The sequence below is a fragment of the Desulforegulaceae bacterium genome (assembly GCA_034006035.1).
Classification (GTDB): Bacteria; Desulfobacterota; Desulfobacteria; order Desulfobacterales; family JACKCP01; genus JACKCP01.
The window spans coordinates 135740-160971 of sequence record JAVETN010000001.1 but is presented as its reverse complement, the minus strand read 5'-3'; the positions used below and the strand labels follow the sequence as shown (position 1 = coordinate 160971).

Below are 25232 nucleotides of genomic sequence, written 5' to 3'. Positions count from 1 at the left end.
TTAACCCTCCTTAGTTGTCACTTTCAATCAGGCTCATATCAAGTCCAAGGCTTTGAAGTTCTTTAATCAGAACCTTGAAAGATTCAGGAAGCCCGGGTTCAAGCATATTCTGGCCTTTTACTATTTTTTCATACATTCTTGTTCTACCGGCCATGTCGTCTGACTTGACTGTAAGAAACTCCTGAAGTGCATAGGCAGCTCCATATGCTTCCATTGCCCATACTTCCATCTCTCCAAGTCTTTGCCCCCCGAATTGAGCTTTACCCCCAAGAGGCTGCTGAGTAACAAGTGAATAAGGCCCGATTGACCTTGCATGGAGCTTGTCATCTACCAGATGGTGAAGTTTAAGCATATACATGGTCCCGACAGTTACAGCTCCTTCAAAGGGAAGCCCTGTCCTTCCGTCATACAAGATCTCCTGTCCAAGAGGAGAAGCACCGCCTTCTTTGAGAAGGGAGTTGATTTCCGGCTCCAAGGCACCATCAAAAACCGGAGTCGCAACATGGACACCATTTTTAAACTCCTTGCCGAAATCAAAAATATCTTCCTCGTCAGCTTGGTTGATTTTTTCCAATTCTATTGGGTTATCACTAAAAATTCTTTCAAGTTTTTCCCTTAAAAGATCAGCTCTTTTCATTTCAAGCATTTCTTCAATTTGATAACCAAGGGCCCTTGCCGCACGGCCAAGATGAATTTCCAAAATCTGCCCTACGTTCATTCGGGAAGGAACACCAAGGGGGTTTAAAACCATGTCTACAGGAGTTCCATCTTTGAAAAAAGGAAGATCCTCAATGGGCAAAATCCTTGAAACAACACCTTTGTTCCCATGTCGACCAGCCATTTTGTCACCAACTGATAAGACTCTTTTCATGGCAACATAAACCTTGATCATTTTTATCACACCAGGAGGAAGATCGTCTCCTTTTTCAAAATGACTTACCTGATCATCAAACTCTTTTTTTGCTAAAACAATTTCGTTTTTTGCAAGCTCAATTAAAGAATCAATTCTTTCGGTTGCTTCATCGTCTGAAACAATTATCCCTTCAAGTTCTTCAAGGCTGAATTTATTAATAAAGTCAGAAGAGACTGGCTCACCCTTTTTTATTAAGGTATTTTTATTCTTGACAAGGTTGGCACCTGCCTCAAGGTTTTGGGTAATCTCTATCAGCCTTTCCTTGGCTGCAACCTCGATTACACTTATTTTATCATCCCTGTTTTTCTCAAGAACTGCTATTTCTTTATCTTCAATTTTCCTTGTGCGCTGATCCTTGTCAACTCCTCTTCTTGAAAAAACCTTGGCATCAATAACAACCCCTTCAACCCCAGGAGGAATCTTAAGTGAAGTATCTTTTACATCTCCGGCTTTTTCTCCAAAAATTGCCCTTAAAAGCTTTTCTTCCGGTGAAAGCTGGGTTTCACCTTTTGGAGTTACCTTTCCAACAAGAATATCACCTGAAACAACTGGAGAACCAAGCTTTATAATTCCACTTTCATCAAGATTTTTGAGGGCTTCTTCCCCTACGTTTGGAATGTCCCTTGTAATTTCTTCCTTGCCAAGCTTAGTATCCCTTGCAACAACTTCAAATTCTTCAATATGAACTGAGGTAAATGTCCCGTCTTTTACAAGACTTTCACTTACAAGGATTGAGTCCTCAAAATTATACCCTCCCCATGGCATAAAAGCTATGGTAACATTCTTTCCTAGGCCAAGTTCCCCTCTTTCAGTTGAAGGACCATCAGCAATTATCTGGCCTTTTTTAACTTTTTCATTCTTTTGAACTATAACCTTGTGGTTAAAGCAGGTATTCTGGTTTGTACGATTAAATTTGGACAAACTATAAATAGTACAGCCCGGTACTTTTCCTGTTTCATCAAAATCGTGCTTAACTACAATTCTTGAAGAATCTACATCAACAACCTCCCCATCATGTTCTGCTACAACAGTGACCCCGGAGTCCCTTGCTACAACACCCTCAACACCGGTTCCCACAAGAGGAGCTTCGCTTTTTATAAGCGGTACAGCCTGACGCTGCATATTTGAACCCATAAGAGCACGGTTTGCGTCATCACTTTCAAGAAAAGGGATAAGAGATGCAGATACACTTACTATCTGGTTTGGTGAAATATCCATGAGCTCAACTTCTTCTTTTGGTACCTGCTCAACATCACCGGCTACCCTTGAATTTATTATAGGATCTATGAAATGACCGTCTTCTCCTATTCGTGCGTTAGCCTGAGCTATTGGGATTTCTTTTTCTTCAAAAGCACTCAAATGCTTAATTTCTTTTGTTACTTTTGTATCTTTTACAATTCGAAAAGGAGTTTCAATAAAACCAAAGTCATTTACTTTGGCAAAAGTACAAAGAGAAACAATTAGTCCAATGTTTGGCCCTTCAGGAGTTTCAATGGGACAAATTCTTCCATAATGGGACGGATGAACGTCCCTAACTTCAAAGCCTGCCCTTTCTCTTGTAAGACCGCCTGGTCCTAGAGCTGAAAGCCTTCTTTTGTGAGTAGTTTCAGAAAGCGGGTTTGTCTGATCCATAAATTGTGAAAGCTGACTTGTTCCAAAAAACTCCCTTACAACAGCTGAAACAGGTTTTGAATTTATTAGATCATGGGGCATAAGAGCATCGATTTCCTGCATGCTCATTCTTTCCTTGATTGCCCTCTCCATTCTTACAAGACCGATTCTGTACTGATTTTCAAGAAGTTCACCAACCGCCCTGACCCTTCTATTACCTAAATGATCAATGTCGTCTACCGGCCCCTGGGTATCTCTTAATTCAACAAGAGTCTTTGCAGTAAGAAGAATATCTTCTTTTCTCAAAGTCCTAAGGCCGATGTCTGTGTTTATTCTAAGTCTGTGATTTAGCTTCATTCTTCCGACACCGGAAAGATCATAATATGAACCGCTAAAAAAAAGGTGATCTATAAAATCCTGGGCAACCTCAGGAGTTGGAGGATTTCCAGGACGAAGAATTCTATATATTTCCACAAGAGCTTCATCTCTTGTTTCAACTTTATCAACAGAAATTGTTTTTCTTATGGAATCGGCACTATATGCTGCATCAACATAAAGCAAGTCAAAAGAATCAACCCCGGCTTCCTGAAATTTTTCCAAAAGTTCTTCATCAATTAAATCACCTGCATTTGCAATTACCTCTTCTGTTTTAGGATCTACAACAGATTTGGCCAGTCCTTTTTGAACAATTTCTTCAGTGCCTGTAGGAAGCTCTTTTATTCCACTTTTCGAAAGCTGCCTTAATGCCCGCTTTGTAAAAAGGCGACCTTTCTTAACAGCTACCTCACCAGTTTCCGGATCAATTATGTCAAAACCAGCTCTCTTGCCTTTTAGCTTGGCTTCGTCAAAATCCCTTATATATACACCGTCTCTAAATCTAATTTTTTCATTTTTATAAAAATAAGAAAGCAAATCTTCTGCTGAATAACCAAAAGCTTTGAAAAGAACAGAAATAGGAAATTTTCTTCTCCTGTCTATTCTTATGTTAAGAATATCTTTTGGATCAATTTCCATATCAATCCATGAACCGCGAACAGGGATAACTCTTGCTGTATATATTATCTTTCCGCTTGAATGAGTTTTACCTTTATCATGATCAAAAAACACACCTGAAGATCTGTGAAGCTGGCTTACAACAGCTCTTTCTGTTCCATTGACAATAAAAGTTCCCCTCTTTGTCATCAGCGGAATAGTACCGAAATATATTTCCTGTTCCTTTATATCCCTTATACTTGAAGTATCGTTTTCCTTGTCTACATCGTAAACTACCAGGCGGACACGAATTCTTAAAGAAATTTCGTAAGTCATCCCCCGCTGAAGACATTCCTGCTCACTATGCTTTACTTCTCCAAAATCATAAGAAACAAATTCAAGGGAAGCGGTACCTGTAAAGTCTCTAATAGGAAAAACAGACTTGAAAACAGACTGGATACCTTTTTCTTCTCTTTTTTCTGGGGGAAGATTCATCTGAAGAAAACGTTCGTATGATTCCCTTTGCATTCCAATAAGATCCGGAATATCATACACATTTTCCTTCCTTCCGAATGTTTTTCTAAAACGCTTAATTGATACAGGATTTCCGGACATGGCTACTCCATATGGATTTGGTATTTAATAAAATACAGACTTTTATTAATGGCTGAACAAAACCGTTTTATAAGTTTTTTATATTAAAAATAAGAAATAGAAATAAGAGCCTGATAATGAATAAACATTTCTAACAAACTCGAAAACGGTTGTAACTCAAATACTAAATTTATTCTTGGAAAGGTATTTTGTTATTTACAATTTCCAATAACAAAATACGGAACTGACCTGCAAAAGCCAGTTCCGTCAATAAAATACAATATCTAACAAAGCTATTTAAGCTCGATTTCGGCTCCGACTGCTTCAAGCTCTTCTTTGATTTTCTGAGCGTCTTCTTTAGCAATCCCTTCTTTAACCGGTTTTGGTGCTTCATCAACAAGCGCTTTTGCTTCTTTAAGACCAAGACCTGTGATTTTTCTAACTTCTTTGATAACGTTGATTTTCTTATCACCGGCAGCCTTAAGAATAACGTCAAACTCAGTTTGCTCTTCAACAGCAGCACCAGCATCAGCAACAACGCCCATAGGCATTGCTGCGACTGGAGCTGCAGCAGATACACCAAATTTTTCTTCTAAATCCTTAACTAGCTCAGATAGTTCAAGTACTGTTAAATTTGAAAGATATTCAATTACATCTTCTTTTGTAATTTCAGCCATTTCTATAAACTCCTAAATAATTGATTATATTTTAATTAAATTATTCGTTTTCTTTTTTTTCTTTAATTGCAGTTACAACATTAAGAAAATTCCTTTGAACACCGGTTAAAACAGTAACTAGTCCTGTAGGTACAGCATTCAACACAGACAAGAACTGTGACAAAAGAACTTCTTTTGACGGAAGTTTTGACAAAGTTTTAATCTGCTCAGGATCTAAAAGCTTTCCATCTAAAACCGCAGCTTTAAGCTCAAACTTTTTATTATCTTCTGCAAATTTGATAAGAATTTTTGCTGGGGAAACTGGATCATTTTCCGTAGTGGTGATAGAGTTCGGACCTGTAAAAAAATCTTTGAGTTCAGCTGTTTGAGTACCTTCCGCTGCTCTTCTCAGCAAAGTATTCTTAACAACCTGAATTCTTGAATTAGCTTCTCTAAGCTGTCTTCTAAGAGAATTCAGACCTTCTACATCAACTCCTTTATAATCAGCAAGAATTGATATTTCTGATTTTTTCAGACATTCATGAAGCTCATTAGCAACAATTTCTTTTTGTGATCTTTTCATCTTGTATTCACACCTCCTTTCAATAAAATAACAACAGAGGTGCCAGCCAGGCCAAAACTTGATAACCGCCTCGGTAGGCCGGCAAAGCCGTTATACACATTAAAGTGTACCTACTGTCTTTGACAGTAATTAATTATATTTTTAACAAATCTTTTATTTCTGCAGGATCCAACTTTACACCAGGACCCATTGTCGTAGATAAAGCAATGCTTTTAAAATAAACTCCTTTACTTGAAGAAGGCTTAAGTTTCTGAACAGTATCAAGCAAAGATTTAAGATTTTCCATAAGTTTTTCAGACCCAAAAGATGACTTGCCAACAATCGTATGGACAATTCCAGCTTTTTCTACTCTAAAGTCGATTTTACCGGCTTTAGCTTCACTAACTGCCTTTGCAACATCCATAGTTACAGTTCCACTTTTAGGGTTGGGCATAAGACCTCTTGGACCAAGTACTTTACCCAGCTTACCAACAACTGCCATCATATCAGGAGTTGCAATTGCTGTATCAAATTCTAGCCAGCCGCCCTGAATTTTTTCACCGAAATCTTCAGCTCCTACATAATCGGCACCGGCTTCTTCTGCTTCTTTTGCCTTTTCTCCCTTGGCAAAAACAAGCACTCTAACTTCTTTTCCTGTACCATTTGGAAGAACCACTGACCCTCTTACCATCTGATCAGCGTGTCTTGGATCAACACCAAGTCTCAATGCAACATCAACTGTTTCGTCAAAACCTGCATACCTTGAATCCAAGGCCAGCTTGAGCCCTTCCTCAAATGAATATATTTTTTCAGGATCAACTTTTTTAATTGATTCCAAATATTTTTTTCCGCGCTTAGGCATTTTACCATCCCTCAAATTTTATTTTACAACTTCAACACCCATGCTTCTTGCAGTTCCTGCGATTATCTTCACAGCAGCTTCAAGATCATGTGCATTCAAATCCTTCATTTTAACCTGAGCTATTTCTTCAAGCTGTGAGCGCTTAATTTTACCAACTTTGGTCTTGTTCGGCTCAGAAGAACCTTTTTCAAGCTTAAGGCTTTTTCTTAAAAGAACAGCAGCAGGAGGAGTCTTTGTAATAAATGTAAAAGTTCTATCCTGGTACACAGTAATAACAACAGGTATAATCATCCCGACGTCGTCTTGAGTTCTAGCATTGAATGCCTTGCAAAAATCCATTATATTTACGCCATGCTGGCCAAGTGCAGGGCCAATAGGTGGAGAAGGATTAGCTTTCCCCGCCTGAACCTGCAACTTTATTTGCGCCATAACTTTCTTCGCCATCACTAAACTCCCGAATATTTATAAAATATCATAATTTTTTAACTTGAACAAAATCAAGCTCAACTGGTGTAGAACGGCCGAAAATACTAACTAGAACTTTAATTTTTCCCTTTTCGGGATTAACTTCTTCAACAGTTCCGTTAAAATTGGTAAATGGACCATCAATAACTCTGACTTCATCTCCAGACTCAAAATAGTATTTTGGAAGCGGCTTTTCTTTTCCCTCTTCCATTCGCTTTAAAATTTGCTCAACTTCCCGATCACTCACAGGTGTTGGTTTATTCCTGCTTCCTAGAAAGCCGGTAACCTTGGACACACTGTTTACAAGATGCCAGGTAGGATCGGTAAGATGCATGTTTATCAGGATATAACCAGGATAAAACTTTCTGGAGGACTCTTTCTTTTTTCCCTGAACAAGCTCAACCACTGTTTCTGTTGGAACAACAATTTCTCCAAATTTATCCTTCAAAGGAGAAATGGAAATTTTTTCTTCCAAAGTAAGTTTTACACGATTTTCAAAACCCGAGTAAACATGTACGATATACCACTTAAAATCCGTCAAAATATAAACTCCTAAAATCTATGACCGGAGTACAAGAGCCATAAGACCGGACAGAATAAAATCTGCCAGCCCAAGAAATGAAGATACAATAGCAACAAAAACTATTACCATTATTGTTGACGCTATTGTTTGTTTGCGTCCTGGCCATACAACTCTCTTAAGCTCGCCTCTGGCCTCTTTTACAAACTCTATTGATTTACGGAAAAAAGAGTCTTTCTTAGTTTCTCTTACTTGCTTTGATGTCTTTGCAGGAACTTGAGCTTTTTTTGAACTTTTAGTGATAACCTGCTCATCCTGAAGTTTTTTTCGTTTTTCTCTTTTTTCCTGATCGCTTTTTTTTTGATGCAACCGCCCCATATATATACACCTGCTCCATATAAACAAAAAAATGGCAGGCCAGGAGGGATTCGAACCCCCAACCTTCGGATTTGGAGTCCGTTGCTCTGCCGTTAGAGCTACTGGCCTGCATAAAAGCTGCCAAAAAAGACAGCTTTAACTTCTATTTAGTTTCTTTATGCAATGTATGCTTTCCGCAAAACTTGCAGAACTTGCGAAACTCTAGTTTATCTGGAGTTGTCCGCTTATTTTTTGTATTGGTATAGTTTCTCTGTTTGCACTCATCACATGCCAATGTAATAATAACTCTCATCGGACTCCCCCTTCAAGGACTACTCGATTATATCCGCAACAACACCTGCACCAACTGTTCTACCGCCTTCTCTAACAGCGAATCTAAGCTCTTTTTCCATAGCTATCGGAGCAATAAGTTCTGCGTCTATAGTTACGTTATCGCCAGGCATTACCATTTCCACACCTTCAGGAAGGTTAAGGATACCTGTCACATCAGTTGTTCTGAAGAAAAACTGAGGTCTGTAACCTGTAAAGAAAGGAGTATGTCTTCCACCTTCTTCTTTTGTAAGGATATAAACTTCTGCCTTGAATTTTGTATGGGGCGTAATAGAACCAGGCTTGGCACAAACCTGCCCACGCTCAACATCTTCTCTTTTTGTTCCGCGAAGAAGAAGACCAACGTTATCACCAGCAAGTCCTTCATCAAGAATTTTTCTAAACATCTCAACACCGGTACAAATAGTCTTTATAGTAGGCTTGATACCAACAATTTCAATCTCTTCACCCGGCTTAACAACACCTCTTTCAACTCTTCCGGTCACAACAGTACCTCGACCTGAAATTGAAAAAACGTCTTCAACAGGCATAAGAAAAGGAAGATCAACCAAACGCTCTGGCTCTGGAATTGTTTCATCAAGTGCTTTTAAAAGCTCCCATATACATTGTGACTCAGGAGCATCTGGATCTTCAGATGAAAGAGCATTTAGAGCACTTCCTCTGATTATAGGAGTATCATCTGCTGAGAAATCATATGCTTCGAGGAGTTCCTGGATTTCCATTTCAACCAGCTCAATTAGTTCTTCATCATCAACCATATCACACTTATTAAGGAAAACAACCATTCTGGGAACACCAACCTGACGTGCAAGAAGAATATGCTCACGTGTCTGGGGCATTGGTCCGTCGTTAGCACTTACAACAAGAACAGCACCGTCCATCTGGGCAGCACCTGTGATCATGTTTTTGATATAGTCAGCATGACCTGGGCAGTCAACATGTGCATAATGACGGTTTTCAGATTCATACTCAACATGGGATGTAGCAATTGTAATCCCTCTTTCTCTTTCCTCAGGAGCCTTATCAATATTATCATAATCTATTGGATCAGCCCAACCCTTTAGTCCACAATTCTTTGTAATAGCTGCTGTAAGAGTTGTTTTGCCATGGTCAATATGACCGATTGTTCCAACGTTTACATGAGGCTTAGTACGTGCGAATTTTTCCTTAGCCATCTATTTTAACCCTCCTAAACCTTATTGTTTACTTTCTTTCAAATTTAATTATGGAGCCCATGACCGGAGTCGAACCGGTGAACCTCTTCCTTACCAAGGAAGCGCTCTACCAACTGAGCTACATGGGCCTATCAACCAAATAACAATGGAGCGGGAGACGAGGTTCGAACTCGCGACATTCAGCTTGGAAGGCTGACGCTCTGCCAACTGAGCTACTCCCGCTCATTAACTTTAAAATATGGAGCCAACGAAGGGACTCGAACCCCCGACCGGCTGATTACAAATCAGCAGCTCTGCCAGCTGAGCTACGTTGGCCTTCATAAAAATAACTTCTCCTTTTAACACTATCCACATCTGAAAAGCAAGCTTTTTTTATTTTTTTTTAAAAACCTTTTAGATGCACAAAAAAGCATTGAATTTAAAGGTTTTTATCAATAAAACTTGACTCAGAGAATAATTATCTTTATTTACTTAAAAAGTAAAGATTCTTTTTTTGATTTTTCACTGCTACTTAAGATCAGAGCTTTTACATTAAATCCAATGGCAAAAAAAGAATTTTTATCAAGTCATTCTTTTTGCTGTTTAGATAAAATTACAAACAAAAGCACTAAACTAGAAAATCAAACAAAACGTCTCTTTGTTCTTAGCAATATAAGTTTTGTCAATAAAACAATCAATTTAGACACAAGTTAACAATTAAATTATAAGATGACCTAATTATGAAAAAAATTATTATTCTAATATCTACGGCCTTAATTATCAGTTCATGCTCTATAAATCAAAACTCCAACCCTACTCCAGTTCAACCTCCAATCAATTATAATGAAATCGAAAGTCAATCCCAGTATTATAATACTAATGATAGCCTCACAAATCAGGATGCTGATACAATCAATACAGAACCGGTTGTTGCTGAAACTCTTCCATTAGAGCAAGATTCCGACTTTTATTCTCGATCCATTGAAGAAGCCCTTGATTTTTGTGATGCTTCTCAAAAGTTTAGAGAAAAAAATGACCAGGAAAATGCACTTAAAGCACTTGACCAGGCATACAGAATTTTGTCTGAAATACCTTCAGAAGAAAACATTACCCAACAACTTGATGACTTAAGATATACTATTGCAAAAAGAATAATGGAAATATATTCCACAAGAATTGAAGGCACTAAAGGCATGGCTGAGGAAATACCTCTAACCATGAACCCACATATAGAAAAAGAGATTGAAAGATTTACAGGCAAAGAAAGAAGGTTCTTTATATATTCCTATAAAAGATCCGGTAAATATATGCCCATGATCCTCGAAAAACTTAAAGAGGCTGATCTTCCAGAAGAACTTGCATGGCTCCCGCTTATTGAAAGCGGATTTAAAGAAAAAGCTCTCTCCCATGCAAGGGCACTTGGCCTTTGGCAGTTTATTCCTTCAACAGGATATAAGTTTGGACTTAAAAGGAATCTTTACATAGATGAAAGGCTTGATCCAGAATCATCAACTGATGCGGCAATCGCCTACCTTAAAGAGCTTCATTCAATTTTTGGAGACTGGTCAACAGTGCTTGCAGCCTACAATTGCGGTGAAGGAAGGGTTTTGAGAACAATAAAAAAACAAAACCTAATGTACCTTGATAATTTTTGGGATCTCTACCTTCAGCTCCCATATGAAACAGCAAGGTATGTTCCAAGATTTATTGCCACACTTCATATTGTAAAAAACCTTGAGAAATACGGCTTCAATGATATTCAGCCCTATAAAAGCTATGAAACAGAAAAAATATTTGTTAACAAATCAGTTCATCTCAAAGACATTTCAAAAGCCATAGGTGAAAGTTTTGAAACACTCCAAGAGCTTAATCCAGCACTGAGATATGACATAGTTCCTCCCGAAGGCTCAAATGTAAATATTCCTTCAGGGAAAAAAGAAATGCTCATAGCCAGCATTAAAGATCTACCAGAAAAAAAGATTGAAAAATCATATGCCATGCACAAAGTAAGACGTGGAGAAACTCTTTCACAAATAGCCAACACTTATAAAACTTCAGTAAAATCAATAATGCTAACAAACCGGCTTTCAAAAAACAATTACATCCTTCCAGGACAATTACTTAAAATACCAAGCAAAACATATCTTTCTGCTACTGATGTAAAACCACAGAACCTAAAAACAAAAACAGGGACAACCTATTACACTGTTAAAAAAGGCGACTCTCTTTGGTCAATAGCAAGGAAATTCAACACTTCTGCAAATACGATCAAACAAAGCAACAACCTGAACTCAAACCTTCTTTCCATAGGACAAAAGCTAAGAGTAAAAACAGACATAAAATCACTGACAAAATATCAGGTTAAGTCCGGTGACAGTCCTTTCAGAATAGCCTCTAAACACAATATGTCTCTTAAAAGATTTTTAAATATCAATGACATGAGCAGCTCCACAACTATTTTCCCTGGTCAAGAAGTTTATGTGGAATAAATTAAAGACTTAAATATAAAAGCCGATTTAGGGACTAAATTTAATATTGACTTAGGAATTGTTTTCTAATATCACCCTTTAATCTAAATGCCCCCGTAGCTCAGTGGATAGAGCATAGGATTCCTAATCCTTGTGCGCAAGTTCGATTCTTGCCGGGGGCACCAAACTTACCATTAAGCCTAAAAAACATCCCAAGATCTAAGTTTTAAATTTTGACAATTTTTAAAAAATCTTTGGATAAGTTCCTTGATGGTTTAAAAACTGGGAATAAAAAATTGAAAATAAAAAAACCAGAACTACTCGCCCCTGCAGGAAGCCTTGAAAAACTTAAGACAGCAATTCATTTTGGAGCAGATGCAGTTTATCTGGGCGGAAAAAATTTTTCCCTGAGAAACTTTGCAGGAAACTTTACAGATCAGGAAATGGAAGAAGGGATAAAATTTGCGAGGAAACACAAAGTTAAAACATATATAACATGTAATGCTTTCCCTGAAAACAACGAGCTTGAAGCTATTTCAAACTATCTGATTTTTCTTTCAAAACTACAACCTGACGCCATAATAATTGCAGACCCTGGAGTTGTCCAGCTGGCAATTGAGTATTCACCTGAAATACCTATACATTTAAGCACCCAGGCAAACACAACAAACTATATGTCAGTAAATTTCTGGGAAAAAATCGGAGTCTCAAGGGTTAATCTGGCAAGAGAGCTTACACTTGAACAAATAAAAACTATTAACCAAAACACCAAAATAGAAACAGAAGTCTTTGTTCACGGTGCAATGTGTATTTCATATTCGGGCAGATGTCTGTTAAGCAGTTTTATGTCAGGAAGATCCGCAAATAAAGGCAGATGTTCCCACCCATGCAGATGGAAATATCATTTAAAAGAGGAACTAAGACCAGGGGAATATTACCCTGTTTTAGAAGATGATAGGGGTTCTTATATATTTAATTCAAAAGATCTCTGTATGATAGAACATATTGACAAAGTAATTGAATCAGGAGCTGACTCTCTTAAAATTGAAGGCAGAATGAAGGGGACATTTTATCTGGGTTCCGTTGTAAAAGCATACAGAGAAGCAATTGATTTATATTTTCATAAAAAAACATACTCAGTCAAGCCATCATGGACAGAGCTTTTGTCAAGCGTAGCAAATAGAAAATACTGTACAGGTTTTTTCCTGGATGACCCTGATTCAATCTCAGCAAACATTGAAAACATTAAACCTGACAATGTTCACAACTTTCTGGGCACAATAACGGGAATAAAGGATAAAATGCTTATTGTAGATGCAAAAAACAGAATTTTACCCGGAGAGCAAGTAAAAATACTTTCCCCTGATAAAGCCCCAAAACCTTATACTGTAATAAAAATTACAGACCAAAATCTCAATTCTGTTGAAAAAACAAAGCCAAATGAAACATTTTTGATTCAAATAGACAATTCTAACTTCAGCAAGGGTGATATTCTTTTTAAAGAATAAGACTTTTCAGCCAGAATATTAATTACTTGAAATCAGAGAGTAAAACATATAAAATTGTTGAAAGTTTATATTTATGACCATACTATATCAAAGTTTATGATAATATTTCTTATGATTTTATAATTTGGTTTCTTGAAATTTAAAATTTTGTTAATAATCAAAGGATTATACTATTATTTCCCCAAAGTTTTCAGAAAAAACAACTTAATCAGGAGGACTCCCCCATGTTTTTTGATGATGATGAAACCTTGCAAATGTATGTCGAAGAATCCCTGGAGCATCTTGGTGATATAGAAACAGACTTACTCACCCTTGAAGAACAAGGAGAGGAACTTGACGATGAGCTGGTGAACAGTGTTTTTAGAGCCGCTCACTCTGTCAAGGGAGGTGCTGGTTTCATGGGGCTTGACGTTGTAAAAGAGCTTTCTCATTATCTGGAAAACATTCTTGGCCTTATAAGGGACAGAGAGATTGTTATCAGCTCTGATATAATCAGCATTCTTCTGAGAAGCTTTGACAAGCTGAAAGAACTAATCTCAAACATTGAAACAAGTAATGATCAAGAAATAAGTCAATTTGTCAAAGATTTGAAAAGCATAACTGAAACAAATCTTCCTGAAGACGAACAGATTGCAATAGAAGAAATCTGCCAAATACAGCACCCTGAAAGTAAAATCATTCTTCGACCAAATAGATATGATATTGAACAGGCCAAAAAACAGGGAAAATTTATTTATATTCTTGAATACGACCTTATTAAAGATATTCATAAAAAAAACAAAAATCCGCTTGAAGTAATAACCTCCCTTTCAAAAAGCGGAGTAATCCTTGACTGCAAGATTGACGTTTCTTCAATAGGAACCCTAGAAGATGAAATTCCAACAAAAATTCCACTGTTCATTCTTTTCGGCTCAATAATAGAACCTGATATGGCACCAATACTTGTGGAACTTGACGAAGAATATGTCCACAATATAATAGATGATAAAATGTCTCTTCCAGAAGAGGATATCCAAGAAGCAAAAGGTCCTCTGATTAAAAAAGCTGAAGAACCAGTCAAGGAAACTGAACCTCTTGTTTTTAAAGAATCAAAAGAAGAAAAACCACTAAAAGAAAAGCCAAAGGAAATGGAAAAAAACAAATCCCCACAAAACCCAGTGCCTTCAGAAATAAATAACGGACAAAAGAAACCTTTACCAAGCCCAAATGATGACCTTTCAAAGAAAACACTGTCATCACTCAGGGTTAATATAAATCTGCTTGACAGCCTTATGACCCTTGCCGGAGAACTGGTTCTAAGTAGAAACCAGCTCGTCCAAGGACTAAGTTCATCAAACCAGCATAATATAGACTCTGCAAGCCAGAGAATTGACATGATAACTTCAGAACTTCAAGAAGCTATTATGCAAACAAGGATGCAGCCCATATCCAATGTCTTCAACAAATTCACCAGAGTTGTAAGGGATCTTTCAAAAAATCTGGGAAAAAGAATTGACCTTATATTGGAAGGTAAGGATGTTGAACTTGATAAAACAATAATAGAAGCAATCAACGACCCTCTTACTCATCTTGTCAGAAACTCTGTTGACCATGGTATTGAAATGCCTGATGTAAGAGAAATGGCAGGAAAACTTCCAAACGGAACCATAAGTCTCAAGGCTTACCACGAAGCAGGACAGGTGAATATTGAAATTGAGGATGATGGTGGTGGAATTGACCCTGAAAAGATTGCTTCCATTGCATTAAAAAAAGGTGTGATAACAGAACAAGAGATTAACCTTCTTTCCGTCAAAGACAAAATGAACCTTATTTTTGCTCCAGGCTTTTCAACAGCTGAAGAGGTTACTGAAGTTTCGGGCCGGGGAGTAGGAATGGATGTTGTAAAAAGCAATCTGGAAAAACTAGGCGGAATTATAGACGTTGATTCCAAAAAAGGCAGAGGAACCGTAATCAAAATCAAGCTTCCTCTTACACTTGCAATTATACCAAGCCAGATAACTTCCACAGGACATGAAAAATATGCAATTCCCCAGGTAAATTTGGATGAACTTTTAAGAGTCCCTGCAGGGCAAATAAAAGAAAAAATTGAAAAAGTAGGAAATGCTTCAGTTATAAGGCTGAGAGGTACTTTGCTTCCCCTTATAAGACTGGCTGATGTTCTTCAGATTCCAAGAACTTTTATTGACCCTGAAACAGGGGAAGAAAAACCCGAGAGAAGGTTTAGTATAGCTGACAGACGCTCCAAAGATTTCTTTGACGAAACTAGAGATGATAAGCAGCTTTCTGAAGAAGAAATTCAAATACGAAAAGACTATGACAGAAGATATCACTCAAAAAGTGCTATCAATATTGCTGTGGTTTCAGCAGGAACACATAGATACGGCCTTATTGTAGACGAACTAATGGATTCTGAAGAAATTGTTGTAAAACCCCTGGGGAAACATCTTAAAAACTGCAAAGGATATGCAGGAGCCACAATTATGGGAGACGGAAGAGTTGCTCTTATACTTGATGTTGCTTCTATTGCAGAAATGAGTCAATTATCAAATTTTTCATCCTCTAAAAAACTTGTAGAAGAAAAAAACAAATTGGAAAGTTCATCAAACAAGCTCAAAGAACATGCTTCCCTTCTTCTTTTTAAAAACACCCAGGAGGAACAATTTGCAGTTCCCTTAAATCTTGTTGAAAGAATAGAAAGAATAAAGTCAAAAAGTGTGGAACTTGTGGGCGGTCAGAGAGTTGTTCAATATCGCGGAGCTTCGCTTCCTCTTCACGAGCTTGGAGAAGTTGCCAATGTTCAGCCGCTTCCTGATTCCGAACAAGTCGAAGTCATAGTGTTTAAGCTTAAGGGAAAAGAAGTTGGGTTAATGGTGCAGCCGCCTGTAGATGCAGTTGATGTAGTCCTCAACATTGACACACAAACATTGATGCAACCGGGAATAATGGGCTCTCTTATAATAAATGAGATGACAACCCTGATGGTTGATGTTTATTCCTTTTTCAAAATTTTGCATCCGGAATGGTACAATGAATCTGAAACTTATTCAGATATAAACAAAAGCAATTCCCTGGATCCTGGCTCAATTAAAATTCTTTTTGCAGAAGATTCGTCTTTTTTCAGAAATCAGGTTAGTGGTTTCCTTGCGGAAGACGGCTATGATGTAACAATAGCTGAAGACGGAGAAATTGCCTGGAATATTATTTCCGCTGAAGAATACAATTATAACCTGGTGCTTACTGACCTTGAAATGCCCAACATGGACGGATTTGAACTTACATCCAGAATTAAAAAGGATGAAAGATTTTCTAATCTTCCTGTTATAGCACTTACCTCCCTGGCAGGAGAAGGAGATATGGCAAAGGGAAGAGCTGTTGGAATTGATGACTACCAAATCAAACTTGACAGAGAAAAACTTCTCGAAACAATAAAAAATTATCTCAACTAAAAAGGACTGAAAATGACCATACAACAAAAATCAGCCAAAAACCTTGAACTTGCCACCTTTTATGTTGGAGAGGCTCTTTGCGGAATAGATATTTTAAATATTCAGGAGATAAACAAGCAGTTTGAAGTAACAACTGTGCCCCAGGCTGAAGATTTTGTAAAAGGAATCTTGAATTTAAGAGGAAGAATTGTAACTATCCTTGACCTTGGAAAAAAGCTTGGACTTTCTCCTGTGAAAAAAAGCAAAGGAAATAGAAATATAATAGTCAATTTTTACGACGAGCAAATAGGACTTCTTGTGGATGAAATAAGCGACGTGATAGTTGCGAGGGCAGAACAGCTTGACAGCCCTCCGGCAAACCTTGGAGGAATTGAGGGCAGTTATTTTGAAAACATTGTAAAGACTGAAAAAACTCTCATAGGAATTTTAGATATAGAAAAAGTTTTATCAACTGATTAGTCAGGATATTAAATTGAATAAAGTTAGAATTTTAGTTGTTGATGATACAATATTTTACAGAAAAATCCTCAGCGACATCCTTAAAGAAATTCCTCAGGTTGAAGTTGTGGGTTCCGCCAATACAGGGAAAGTTGCCCTAAGTAAGGTTGACTCTCTTAAACCTGATATGATTACTCTTGATGTCGAAATGCCCGGGATGAACGGACTTGAAGTTTTAGAAGAGCTCAATAAAAAAAATTTAGATATAGGAGTTCTGATGGTAAGCACCCTTACAGGAAAAGGGAGCCATATCACCATCAAAGCACTTGAACTGGGAGCTTTTGATTTTATTGAAAAGCCTTCTTCTGATGGCAGTTCAATGAAAGAAAATATGGAAAAAGTAAAAACAAGCCTTGTTCCTATTATTCAAGCTTTTTTAAAAAGAAGGGAACTTAAGTCCAGATTTAAAAGCACAAAAAAACCTTTACCCCAAATCACAAAACCTGATTATAAATCCCAGACAAAAAAAACATTAACAAAACCCTTCTCATTAAAATCAAAATCAGAAATTATTACAATAGCCATATCAACCGGGGGACCAAATGCACTCTCAAAAATGATCCCCATGCTTCCGGAAAACATCGGAGTTCCAATACTTATTGTCCAGCATATGCCGCCGGTTTTTACAGCATCTCTTGCAAAAAGCCTTGATTCAAAATCAAAACTTTCAGTTATGGAAGCAGTCAACGGGCAGACAATTGAACCTAATAAGGTTTATATTGCTCCCGGAGGCATGCAGATGAAAGTCGCTGCCTCAAACGACGGGATGAGAAGGCTTATAAAAATTACAGATGATCCTCCTGAAAACAGCTGCAAACCTTCAGCTGATTACCTTTTCAGATCAGTGGCTGATTATTATGTTGGAAGGGCTACCGGTGTAATTATGACCGGGATGGGTTCTGACGGCTTCAAAGGGCTTCTGGAAATGCACAAAAAAAATGCAACCATAATTGCCCAGGATGAAGAAAGTTGCACTGTTTATGGAATGCCAAAAGCTCCTATAGAAGAAGGGATAGTTGACACTATCTGCTCCCTTGAAGACATTGCAGATGAAATAGTTAAAACTGTCAAAAGTCCATCAAGGCTGCGGTGATAAATTATGGTAAAAATAACTCCGGTTGAGTTTTCTCTTTTTGCAAAATACATTCTCTCAATTTCGGGAATTTCACTTGACCCAGGAAAAGAATATCTCATTGAAACCAGGCTAAGGCCAATTTTAAAAAAACACAGCCTAAACTCTTTTAAAGAACTCTACGATTCAGCTTTAAGTGACCCCGGGAAAAAATTAGAAAAAGAAATTATTGATGCAATATCAACTAATGAAACATATTTTTTCAGGGACAAAAATCCTTTTGAACTTTTAAAATTTAAAGTTCTTCCAGACCTTATAGATAAAAGATCTGCGGGAAAAATCGGAAGGCCTGTAAACATTAGAATCTGGAGTGCTGCAAGCTCCACAGGTCAGGAGATATACAGTGTTGCAATGATAATGCATGAGCTGGGCATTGCAAATTCAAAACAATATAATATCCGCCTTCTAGGAACAGATATATCAAATGCTGCTATAGCAAAAGCCAGCTATGGTTTATACAATAAGTTTGAAATTGCAAGAGGATTGACACCTGAAAGGCTGAGAAAGTTTTTTACAAAAAAAGGGGATAACTGGAAAATAAGAGACGAAATAAGATCCATGGTTTCTTTTCAGAAAGTTAATCTTTTAAAACCTCTTAACATCACTGGAAAATTTGATATTGTTTTTTGCAGAAATGTTGCTATTTATTTTAATCCGCCTGACAGGGCAAAGCTTTATCATACTATTGGGAATTCACTTGAAAAGGACGGCTACCTGCTTATAGGTTCTACAGAATCTTTAAACAACGACACCCAGATGTTTAAACCTCAAAGATATTTAAATTCAACTTTTTACCAATTTAAGGATGACTAGGGCCAAAGGTTTATTCTTTTTACCGATTTTCAACTTAACCATGGCTGGGCTAACCAGTCAATTTAGTTTCTTAAGCCTTAAAAACATAAAGACAGAGAGATAAAATGTCAGTTAAACCCGAAGAATTTATTGATGAACTTAAATTTTGCATAAAAGAAAATGACCTGGTAAAGGCAAAAGCCCTTATTCAGTTTTTTCCAGGACTTGATGAAAAAAACCAAACAAAGACTCTTTTAGAAATCAGCAGGGCTCCAGATGAAATTTCATATCCCTGCCTTGTTCATATAATCAAATTTGAAATTAAAGAGCCTTCAATAAAAAAAAGGCTCTACTCACTTTTGATTGATAAATTCTTCAACCATGGTGAACTCATTGTAAAATACCTAAAAGATCCAAAAGTTGATAACAAAATAATTTTAATCAGGATTGCCGGTGAACTCCAAATTTCAGATGCTGTCCCAGCTTTAAATGATATCCTGGTAAACGAAACAAATGTACCAACTCTAACTGCAGCTATAAGAGCACTTGCATCTATTGGCTCAACTTCAACCATACGTAAAATTGCTGACTTTCTTTATTTCGGACACACTGGTCTTAAGACAGAAGCAGTAAATGCTCTATCCAAGCTTGGCGGACCTTCGGCCATCAATCTTCTTGGAGAAGCTATAACTGGTGAAACCGAGGCAGATCTTCTCATTGTAGACAAGCTGGCAGAAGTTCAGGATCATTATGCTCTATCAAAGCTTATTCAGCTTTTAAACTCCCATTCAACCTCAATAAGAAACAGAGCTATTGATAATCTTGTGAACATTGGAGAAAAAGCTGTTCCCATGGTAATTGAAAATCTAAAATGCGAAGATGATGATTCAACAATCTTAACCCTTAATGTGCTTGGAAGCATTGGCGACAAAAGTGCAATTCAGGCAATTTCAAAACTCCTTTTCAAACATCCTGAAAATCCTAATATAAGATTTGCAGCCTATGAAGCCCTGGAAAAACTTCCTTCAGACAAAGCTGCCATAAGTCTTGCTAAAGGACTTCAAGATCTTGAAAAGCAAGTGAGAATGTCAGCGGCAAGAGCAATAGATAAAAACCTTTCACCAATTCTTGTTGCAGGAATAAAAAACATGGTTTCCTCTATGGATGCTGAATCAAAAGAAATAGTTGCAACCATAATTGACTCAGGTGCCGATAGAATTTTTGAGCAGCTTATAAAAGAAAAAAACTTTGCCAATCTTTCAATAATTCATCTGTCAAAAAATGCCCATCCTGATACAAGAGAACACTTTACAAACCTTCTTGCAGCTCTTGATCAAGATGAAGTTGTTGAAAAAATAATGGCATCAACTGATTTCAAAGACACCAAAAAACTTCTTACTGTTTTTGCTGTTGATGACTCAAAAATGATGCTTCGTATCTACAAACAAAAGCTCCATCAAATGGGACTTCTCCCTGTTCTTTTCGAATTTCCTTCAAAAGCAATTGAAGCCATGGAAAATGAAAAGCCCGATCTTTTGATCACAGACCTTAACATGCCTGAAATAAACGGGCTTGAACTTACCAAAAAAGCAAGAGAATTTTATCGCCCTGAAGAGCTTCCAATTATTATGGTAACTACCCAAAGTGATTTTATTGGTCAAACAACTAAAAACAGACTGGATTCCAAAAAGATAAAAGAATCAGGAATAAATATAGTGATAAACAAACCCTTCAGAGATGAAGATTTAAAAGATGCTTTGGACAAGCTGCTTAAAAAATAATGGCTTTTAAGTTTTTAAAAAAGATTCTTCCTAGTGTTTTGTTTATTTGTGCCGGCATAACTCTTGGGGGCAGCATAGGTCTTTATATGTTTAAACTTCCTGACTTAAATGAAGTTAAAAGGCTTGAAACATACACCCCGCCTCTTATTACAAAAATCTACTCGGCTGACAACCAGCTTATAAGCCAATTGTATACTGAAAGAAGAATCCATCTTAATCTGGAGAATTTTTCTCCTTACCTTATAGATGCCCTTCTTGCTACTGAAGACAGAAGATTTTTCCATCATTCCGGGATTTCACCAAAAGGGATAGCAAGAGCTTTTGTAAAAAACATTACAACAAGATCTTTTACCCAGGGTGCCAGCACTTTAACCCAGCAGCTTGCCAAAACATTATTTTTGTCTCCTGAAAAAAAAATAAAAAGAAAACTTATAGAAATCATTCTTTCTTATCAAATTGAAAGAAAATATACAAAAAATGAAATTCTTGCTCTTTATTTAAATCAGGTTTATTTCGGCAGCGGTGCTTACGGAGCAGAATCTGCTGCACTGACATATTTTAATAAATCAGCCAATGATTTAAATATTGCTGAAGCTGCTCTTATTGCAGGACTGCCCAAGGCCCCAAGTTATCTTTCTCCTTTAGTAAATCCTGATGAAACATTAAAAAGAAGAAATCAGGTGTTGAAAAATATGCTGGCTGAAAATAAAATTTCCCGCCAGGAATATGATGAATCCATTGTCTCAGAAATTGTGCTTGAAACAAAAAGCATTTCAACTAAACAATATGCCTGGTTTACTTCTGTTGTAAGAAGCAAGCTTGAAGAAGAGCTGGGATACGAACTGCTTTACAAATCAGGGCTTGAAATTCACACTTCACTTAATTCAAAAATTCAAAATGCAGTTCAAAAGTCCATTGAAAAAAACATGCCTTTGATTGAAAAAAGAATGAAGGCAAAAAACATAAATTCACAACCTGAATGTGCAGTAATTGCCATAGATATAAGTACAGGAAAAATCCTTGCTCTTTCAGGGGGCAAAGACTATTCAACCTCAAAATTCAACCGGGCCCTCTATGCAAAACGACAACCCGGTTCAGCCTTCAAACCCTTTATTTATGCTCAGGCAATTAAAGAAGGCTACCAACAAAACACTAGCCTAAGAGATGTTCCCACTGTGTTTAATCTTTATGGAAATAAGGACTGGAAACCAAACAATTTCTCCAAAACTTTTTCCGGAGAAACAACCATTAGAAAGGCACTTACTCTTTCAAAAAACATACCGGTTGTCAGGCTTCTTGATACTTTAAAGCCTGAAAACTTTGTATCTTTTGCAAAAGAATTTGGATTTACAACAAAACTTAGCCCGACCCTTTCCCTGGCTCTTGGAAGTTATGAAACAACCCTTGTTGAACTTACCTCTGCTTATTCAGTTTTTCCAGCCAGAGGATACTATAAAAAGCCTTGGTATATTGATTCAATAGCCAAAGGAGAAGAAATTCTATATTCCAAAAATCAAGAAATTGCAAAAAGAGTTTGCTCTGAAAGAGAAGCTGCTGTAATGGTAAACCTTCTTCAGGCAGTGATTGAAGAAGGAACAGGAAGACGAGCCCAAATTAAAGGATATCCTCTTGGAGGAAAAACAGGAACAACTGACAATTACAAAGACGCTCTTTTTATTGGATTTTCCCCGTCTATTGCACTTGGGGTCTGGGTAGGCTGCGATGATAACAGCTCACTTGGCCATTTGGAAACAGGGGCAAGAACTGCTTTGCCTATATGGAAGGATGTAATGAAATATATTGCAGACAGCAGAAAATACCCTGAATATTTTCCAATTCCTGATAATATAGAATACAAAAAATTTGATCCGGATTCAGGTGAGATAATTGATTCAAAAGACAAAAAAGGGGTGATAGGAATCTTTATCCCTGAATAATCTAGCTTAAAAATTGAACTTTATTTTCTTGAGCTACAAAAGTTTTTATGTTGATCACTATTTTAAACAATTTAGAAGAAAAGCACAATTAAATGACTCCGATTTTAAGACACGCAACCCTTAAAGATGTTAAAAAAATTCATAAACTTATAAATTCTTTTGCAGCAAAAGGACAAATGATTGGAAGGCCCTTAAGCCAGCTCTACGATCATTTGAGAGACTTCTGGGTGTTTGAAGATCATGATACAAAAGAGATAATTGGATGTTGTGCCCTTCAGTTTTGTTGGGAAAGTCTTGCTGAAATAAGATCTCTGGCTGTAAACTCAGACTACCATAAAAAAGGAATAGGCAGGGCTCTTGTTTCAAAAGTAATGGAAGAGGCAAACCAGTATGGAATGACCCATGTATTTACGCTTACATACCAGCCTGGTTTTTTTAAAAAGTTTGATTTTAAAATAATTGATAAATCAGAACTCCCGCTTAAAATATGGGCTGACTGCATTCATTGTGTAAAATTTCCTGACTGCGATGAAACAGCAATGATGAACACTATTCCAGTTGATACAGATCCTAGGTATAAATTCTGTTGACATTGAGTGGAGGAAATTTCCAGGTAAAAGGCTTTGGAAGTATCTGCTCCGAACCAACAGTGAGCCAATAAAGATCTGGATTCAATTCTCTGAGTTTGCCATCATCAGGTTCTTTTGCATGGACAGTATATTCATAGGTTACATGGAAAAGAACCACGCTTGATCTGCCCTCCCTGGCAATAACATAGTTTTCTTTAAAAGCTGCATTTGTCATGGAACTCTGGGAAGAGATCTCCCTGACTTCTTTTTCTGAAAGCTTCATGAGAACAGTTTTTGAAGGGCCTTTTTCAGATATTCTTATCATAGCACGACTTTCACTGCTTCCAGCATAAACAGTGGAAAGACAGGAAAGTCGTCTAAAATACTGAGAAGCAACAATAGCAGCTGTTCTTCTTCCTCCCGACATCACAGGCTGTCCATAATATTCAAAAAATTTTTTCTGAAGATCTTCTGCGTATTTATCCCCTTTTTCATAAAGATTTTTTGAAGTATACCTAAGGGCAATGGCCAGTTCTTCAGCAGCCTCTGCTATGGGCCAGTCTATCCTCACATGAAAATGGGTAAGGCAATATTTGTCATAAAGCTTGGTTGAAGGATCTCTTTGAATTAAAAGAGCATAATCAACCGGAAGAATATCTCTTAAAAGATCCCAGACATATTTTGAGTCAAGATACTTCTGAGTTCTTTCAAACTCCTGTTTCAAAGAAATAGATTCAGCCTTGATGAAGTTCTTTTTTGTAACTTTATTGTCGTCAAAAAAACGAATATATTTTTTATGGGACACAGGAATAGTGTCTTCAATAAAAATTACAAGAAAAGCGTTGTGGGAACCGTATTCAAGGGTAGGAATTCTTGCTTTGGGCTTGAGCTCTCTTCTTTCAACAAAGGGATAAGGTTCTTTTCTTTCCTGAAAATTAAAGTAGGAATCAACAAGACCATATTGAAGAATAAACTGATCAAGATCATCTCTCATCAGCTCATAATAAGTTCTTCTGAGTCTACTTGCCAAACTGAGATCTTCTCTTTTATACCATAATCTTCCTGTCACTTATCTTTCAGCCCTTACTATAAAGTTAATTAAAAGTGAATGAAAGCCAGTAAAAACCAAAACTGAAATTTGTTTATTCTGAGGACTTTTATGGACAGAAACTAAGACAATTCAGTTGCTCATAAGCTCTTCTGACTGATTCTAGCCAACTCGATATATGATAAGATTATTTAACACTAAACCTTGTCTTTGGTCAACGAGTGAAACCAAAGAAAACCAGATATTTTGACTTTTTTTAAAGTTTATAGTCTTTTTTGAATTTTTGGTGAATTTTTTTTCTGAAAAAAATAAGAAGAAAGGAAATTGTACCCATGATAACTGCAATAATACCTGTTGTAAAATAGCTCCCGTGATAAAGCATTTCTCCCTGAATACTTAAAAGCAAAGTTCCGGGCATTCTTCCAATAAAAGTAAAAAGAAAAAAAACTAAAAACCTTATATTTGTTACTCCAAGGAAAAAACAGAAATAATCTTTAGGAAAACCTGGAAACAGAAAAAGAGCAAAAACAAAAATTTTCCCTTCTTCTTCAAAAAAATTCTCGAATTTTTGAAAATATCTTTCAGGAAGAATTAATTTTATAATATCTCGCCCTGTGTATCTTGCAATTAGAAAATTAAAAACAGAGCCAAGTGTAAGAGCAAAACTTGAAATCATAAACCCTTTGAATGCCCCAAACAAATACCCGCCAACAAGCCCTGAAATTTGACCTGGAATTGGAGCAATAATAACCTGGATTGATTGGATGAAAATAAAAACAAATGGAGCCATAAAACCATAGGATTCAATCTTTTTTATAAATTTTTCCCTTTTTGAAAAAATTTCAATAAAAAAAATATTGTCCCTGTAAATATACAAAAGACTAACTAAAACCAGAAAGCTTAGAATAATTCCAAGCTTAATATAGATTTTTTTTGAAAATTTAGTCCCCATTATGACCTTAAAAATAAAATTTAATTAAAAACCCTAAAACTCAAAAAATAAAAGGAAAGCAAACTATTGGCTTCTATAAGAAAA

General features: G+C 36.8%; 20 protein-coding genes and 5 tRNA genes. 10 read left to right on the top strand and 15 right to left on the bottom strand.

Features of this window, described 5'->3' with window-relative positions; genetic code table 11:
* Positions 1–10 precede the first annotated feature (10 nt).
* The 13 genes from rpoB to RBR53_00645 form a co-directional block, all read right to left on the bottom strand.
* Positions 11–4111: a DNA-directed RNA polymerase subunit beta gene (gene rpoB, locus RBR53_00705; protein MDY0131165.1), complete on the bottom strand. Its 4101-nt coding sequence runs from the start codon at positions 4109–4111 to the stop codon at positions 11–13.
* 272 nt (positions 4112–4383) lie between these two features.
* On the bottom strand, positions 4384–4767 hold the full coding sequence (rplL, locus tag RBR53_00700) for a 50S ribosomal protein L7/L12 (GenBank protein ID MDY0131164.1): 384 nt from the start codon (positions 4765–4767) through the stop codon (positions 4384–4386).
* Positions 4768–4807: 40 nt separating this feature from the next.
* Complete coding sequence (gene rplJ, locus RBR53_00695; protein MDY0131163.1) at positions 4808–5329, bottom strand: 50S ribosomal protein L10; 522 nt, start codon at positions 5327–5329, stop codon at positions 4808–4810.
* A 133-nt stretch (positions 5330–5462) separates the two neighbouring features.
* Entirely contained in the window at positions 5463–6170 is a 708-nt protein-coding gene (gene rplA, locus RBR53_00690; GenBank protein MDY0131162.1) for a 50S ribosomal protein L1, read from the bottom strand.
* An 18-nt stretch (positions 6171–6188) separates the two neighbouring features.
* Positions 6189–6614 carry a 50S ribosomal protein L11 gene (gene rplK, locus RBR53_00685; GenBank protein MDY0131161.1) on the bottom strand — a complete coding sequence of 142 codons (426 nt, stop codon included), beginning with the start codon at positions 6612–6614 and terminating at the stop codon, positions 6189–6191.
* 28 nt (positions 6615–6642) lie between these two features.
* Positions 6643–7176 carry a transcription termination/antitermination protein NusG gene (gene nusG / locus RBR53_00680; GenBank protein MDY0131160.1) on the bottom strand — a complete coding sequence of 178 codons (534 nt, stop codon included), beginning with the start codon at positions 7174–7176 and terminating at the stop codon, positions 6643–6645.
* Positions 7177–7194: 18 nt separating this feature from the next.
* Positions 7195–7533, bottom strand: a complete 339-nt coding sequence (gene secE / locus RBR53_00675; GenBank protein MDY0131159.1) for a preprotein translocase subunit SecE — start codon at positions 7531–7533, stop codon at positions 7195–7197.
* Positions 7534–7565: 32 nt separating this feature from the next.
* Positions 7566–7641: transfer RNA gene (locus tag RBR53_00670), tRNA-Trp, on the bottom strand.
* A gap of 34 nt (positions 7642–7675) precedes the next feature.
* Positions 7676–7825 carry a 50S ribosomal protein L33 gene (rpmG, locus tag RBR53_00665; protein ID MDY0131158.1) on the bottom strand — a complete coding sequence of 50 codons (150 nt, stop codon included), beginning with the start codon at positions 7823–7825 and terminating at the stop codon, positions 7676–7678.
* Between the two features lie 19 nt (positions 7826–7844).
* A complete protein-coding gene (gene tuf / locus RBR53_00660) occupies positions 7845–9038 on the bottom strand; it encodes an elongation factor Tu (protein MDY0131157.1) in 1194 nt (397 codons plus the stop codon).
* Positions 9039–9089: 51 nt separating this feature from the next.
* Positions 9090–9166 (bottom strand) — tRNA-Thr (locus tag RBR53_00655).
* 18 nt (positions 9167–9184) lie between these two features.
* A tRNA-Gly gene (locus tag RBR53_00650) sits at positions 9185–9260 on the bottom strand.
* Positions 9261–9277: 17 nt separating this feature from the next.
* Positions 9278–9353: transfer RNA gene (locus RBR53_00645), tRNA-Thr, on the bottom strand.
* Positions 9354–9757: 404 nt separating this feature from the next.
* Between RBR53_00645 and RBR53_00640 the strand changes: the two genes are divergently transcribed.
* The 10 genes from RBR53_00640 (at position 9758) to RBR53_00595 (ending at position 23169) form a co-directional block, all read left to right on the top strand.
* Entirely contained in the window at positions 9758–11506 is a 1749-nt protein-coding gene (locus RBR53_00640; protein MDY0131156.1) for a LysM peptidoglycan-binding domain-containing protein, read from the top strand.
* 89 nt (positions 11507–11595) lie between these two features.
* Positions 11596–11670: transfer RNA gene (locus RBR53_00635), tRNA-Arg, on the top strand.
* A gap of 111 nt (positions 11671–11781) precedes the next feature.
* On the top strand, positions 11782–12993 hold the full coding sequence (locus RBR53_00630; protein MDY0131155.1) for a peptidase U32 family protein: 1212 nt from the start codon (positions 11782–11784) through the stop codon (positions 12991–12993).
* A gap of 224 nt (positions 12994–13217) precedes the next feature.
* Entirely contained in the window at positions 13218–16439 is a 3222-nt protein-coding gene (locus RBR53_00625) for a chemotaxis protein CheW (protein ID MDY0131154.1), read from the top strand.
* A 12-nt stretch (positions 16440–16451) separates the two neighbouring features.
* Entirely contained in the window at positions 16452–16898 is a 447-nt protein-coding gene (locus tag RBR53_00620; GenBank protein ID MDY0131153.1) for a chemotaxis protein CheW, read from the top strand.
* Between the two features lie 13 nt (positions 16899–16911).
* Entirely contained in the window at positions 16912–18030 is a 1119-nt protein-coding gene (locus tag RBR53_00615; GenBank protein MDY0131152.1) for a chemotaxis response regulator protein-glutamate methylesterase, read from the top strand.
* A 6-nt stretch (positions 18031–18036) separates the two neighbouring features.
* On the top strand, positions 18037–18882 hold the full coding sequence (locus tag RBR53_00610; protein ID MDY0131151.1) for a protein-glutamate O-methyltransferase CheR: 846 nt from the start codon (positions 18037–18039) through the stop codon (positions 18880–18882).
* 104 nt (positions 18883–18986) lie between these two features.
* On the top strand, positions 18987–20642 hold the full coding sequence (locus tag RBR53_00605; GenBank protein ID MDY0131150.1) for a HEAT repeat domain-containing protein: 1656 nt from the start codon (positions 18987–18989) through the stop codon (positions 20640–20642).
* Positions 20642–22579 carry a PBP1A family penicillin-binding protein gene (locus RBR53_00600; GenBank protein ID MDY0131149.1) on the top strand — a complete coding sequence of 646 codons (1938 nt, stop codon included), beginning with the start codon at positions 20642–20644 and terminating at the stop codon, positions 22577–22579. Before RBR53_00605 ends, RBR53_00600 begins: the two co-directional genes overlap by 1 nt.
* A 92-nt stretch (positions 22580–22671) precedes the next feature.
* Positions 22672–23169 carry an N-acetyltransferase gene (locus RBR53_00595; protein MDY0131148.1) on the top strand — a complete coding sequence of 166 codons (498 nt, stop codon included), beginning with the start codon at positions 22672–22674 and terminating at the stop codon, positions 23167–23169.
* Here RBR53_00595 and RBR53_00590 read toward each other — a convergent pair.
* Together RBR53_00590 and RBR53_00585 are read right to left on the bottom strand one after the other, a co-directional pair.
* Positions 23150–24178 carry a hypothetical protein gene (locus tag RBR53_00590; protein MDY0131147.1) on the bottom strand — a complete coding sequence of 343 codons (1029 nt, stop codon included), beginning with the start codon at positions 24176–24178 and terminating at the stop codon, positions 23150–23152. The genes RBR53_00595 and RBR53_00590 overlap by 20 nt on opposite strands.
* A gap of 274 nt (positions 24179–24452) precedes the next feature.
* Positions 24453–25148 carry a VTT domain-containing protein gene (locus tag RBR53_00585; protein ID MDY0131146.1) on the bottom strand — a complete coding sequence of 232 codons (696 nt, stop codon included), beginning with the start codon at positions 25146–25148 and terminating at the stop codon, positions 24453–24455.
* Positions 25149–25232: the final 84 nt, after the last annotated feature.

Excerpts from the sequence above, each read along its gene's own strand:
- RBR53_00600 (MDY0131149.1), top strand. The coding sequence starts at position 20,642 with ATGGCTTTTAAGTTTTTAAAAAAGATTCTTCCTAGTGTTTTGTTTATT.
- secE (MDY0131159.1), bottom strand. The coding sequence starts at position 7,533 with ATGGGGCGGTTGCATCAAAAAAAAAGCGATCAGGAAAAAAGAGAAAAA.
- rplL (MDY0131164.1), bottom strand. The coding sequence starts at position 4,767 with ATGGCTGAAATTACAAAAGAAGATGTAATTGAATATCTTTCAAATTTA.
- rplJ (MDY0131163.1), bottom strand. The coding sequence starts at position 5,329 with ATGAAAAGATCACAAAAAGAAATTGTTGCTAATGAGCTTCATGAATGT.
- rplK (MDY0131161.1), bottom strand. The coding sequence starts at position 6,614 with ATGGCGAAGAAAGTTATGGCGCAAATAAAGTTGCAGGTTCAGGCGGGG.
- RBR53_00640 (MDY0131156.1), top strand. The coding sequence starts at position 9,758 with ATGAAAAAAATTATTATTCTAATATCTACGGCCTTAATTATCAGTTCA.
- RBR53_00625 (MDY0131154.1), top strand. The coding sequence starts at position 13,218 with ATGTTTTTTGATGATGATGAAACCTTGCAAATGTATGTCGAAGAATCC.
- RBR53_00585 (MDY0131146.1), bottom strand. The coding sequence starts at position 25,148 with ATGGGGACTAAATTTTCAAAAAAAATCTATATTAAGCTTGGAATTATT.
- tuf (MDY0131157.1), bottom strand. The coding sequence starts at position 9,038 with ATGGCTAAGGAAAAATTCGCACGTACTAAGCCTCATGTAAACGTTGGA.
- rplA (MDY0131162.1), bottom strand. The coding sequence starts at position 6,170 with ATGCCTAAGCGCGGAAAAAAATATTTGGAATCAATTAAAAAAGTTGAT.
- RBR53_00620 (MDY0131153.1), top strand. The coding sequence starts at position 16,452 with ATGACCATACAACAAAAATCAGCCAAAAACCTTGAACTTGCCACCTTT.
- RBR53_00605 (MDY0131150.1), top strand. The coding sequence starts at position 18,987 with ATGTCAGTTAAACCCGAAGAATTTATTGATGAACTTAAATTTTGCATA.
- RBR53_00610 (MDY0131151.1), top strand. The coding sequence starts at position 18,037 with ATGGTAAAAATAACTCCGGTTGAGTTTTCTCTTTTTGCAAAATACATT.
- rpmG (MDY0131158.1), bottom strand. The coding sequence starts at position 7,825 with ATGAGAGTTATTATTACATTGGCATGTGATGAGTGCAAACAGAGAAAC.
- rpoB (MDY0131165.1), bottom strand. The coding sequence starts at position 4,111 with ATGTCCGGAAATCCTGTATCAATTAAGCGTTTTAGAAAAACATTCGGA.
- RBR53_00595 (MDY0131148.1), top strand. The coding sequence starts at position 22,672 with ATGACTCCGATTTTAAGACACGCAACCCTTAAAGATGTTAAAAAAATT.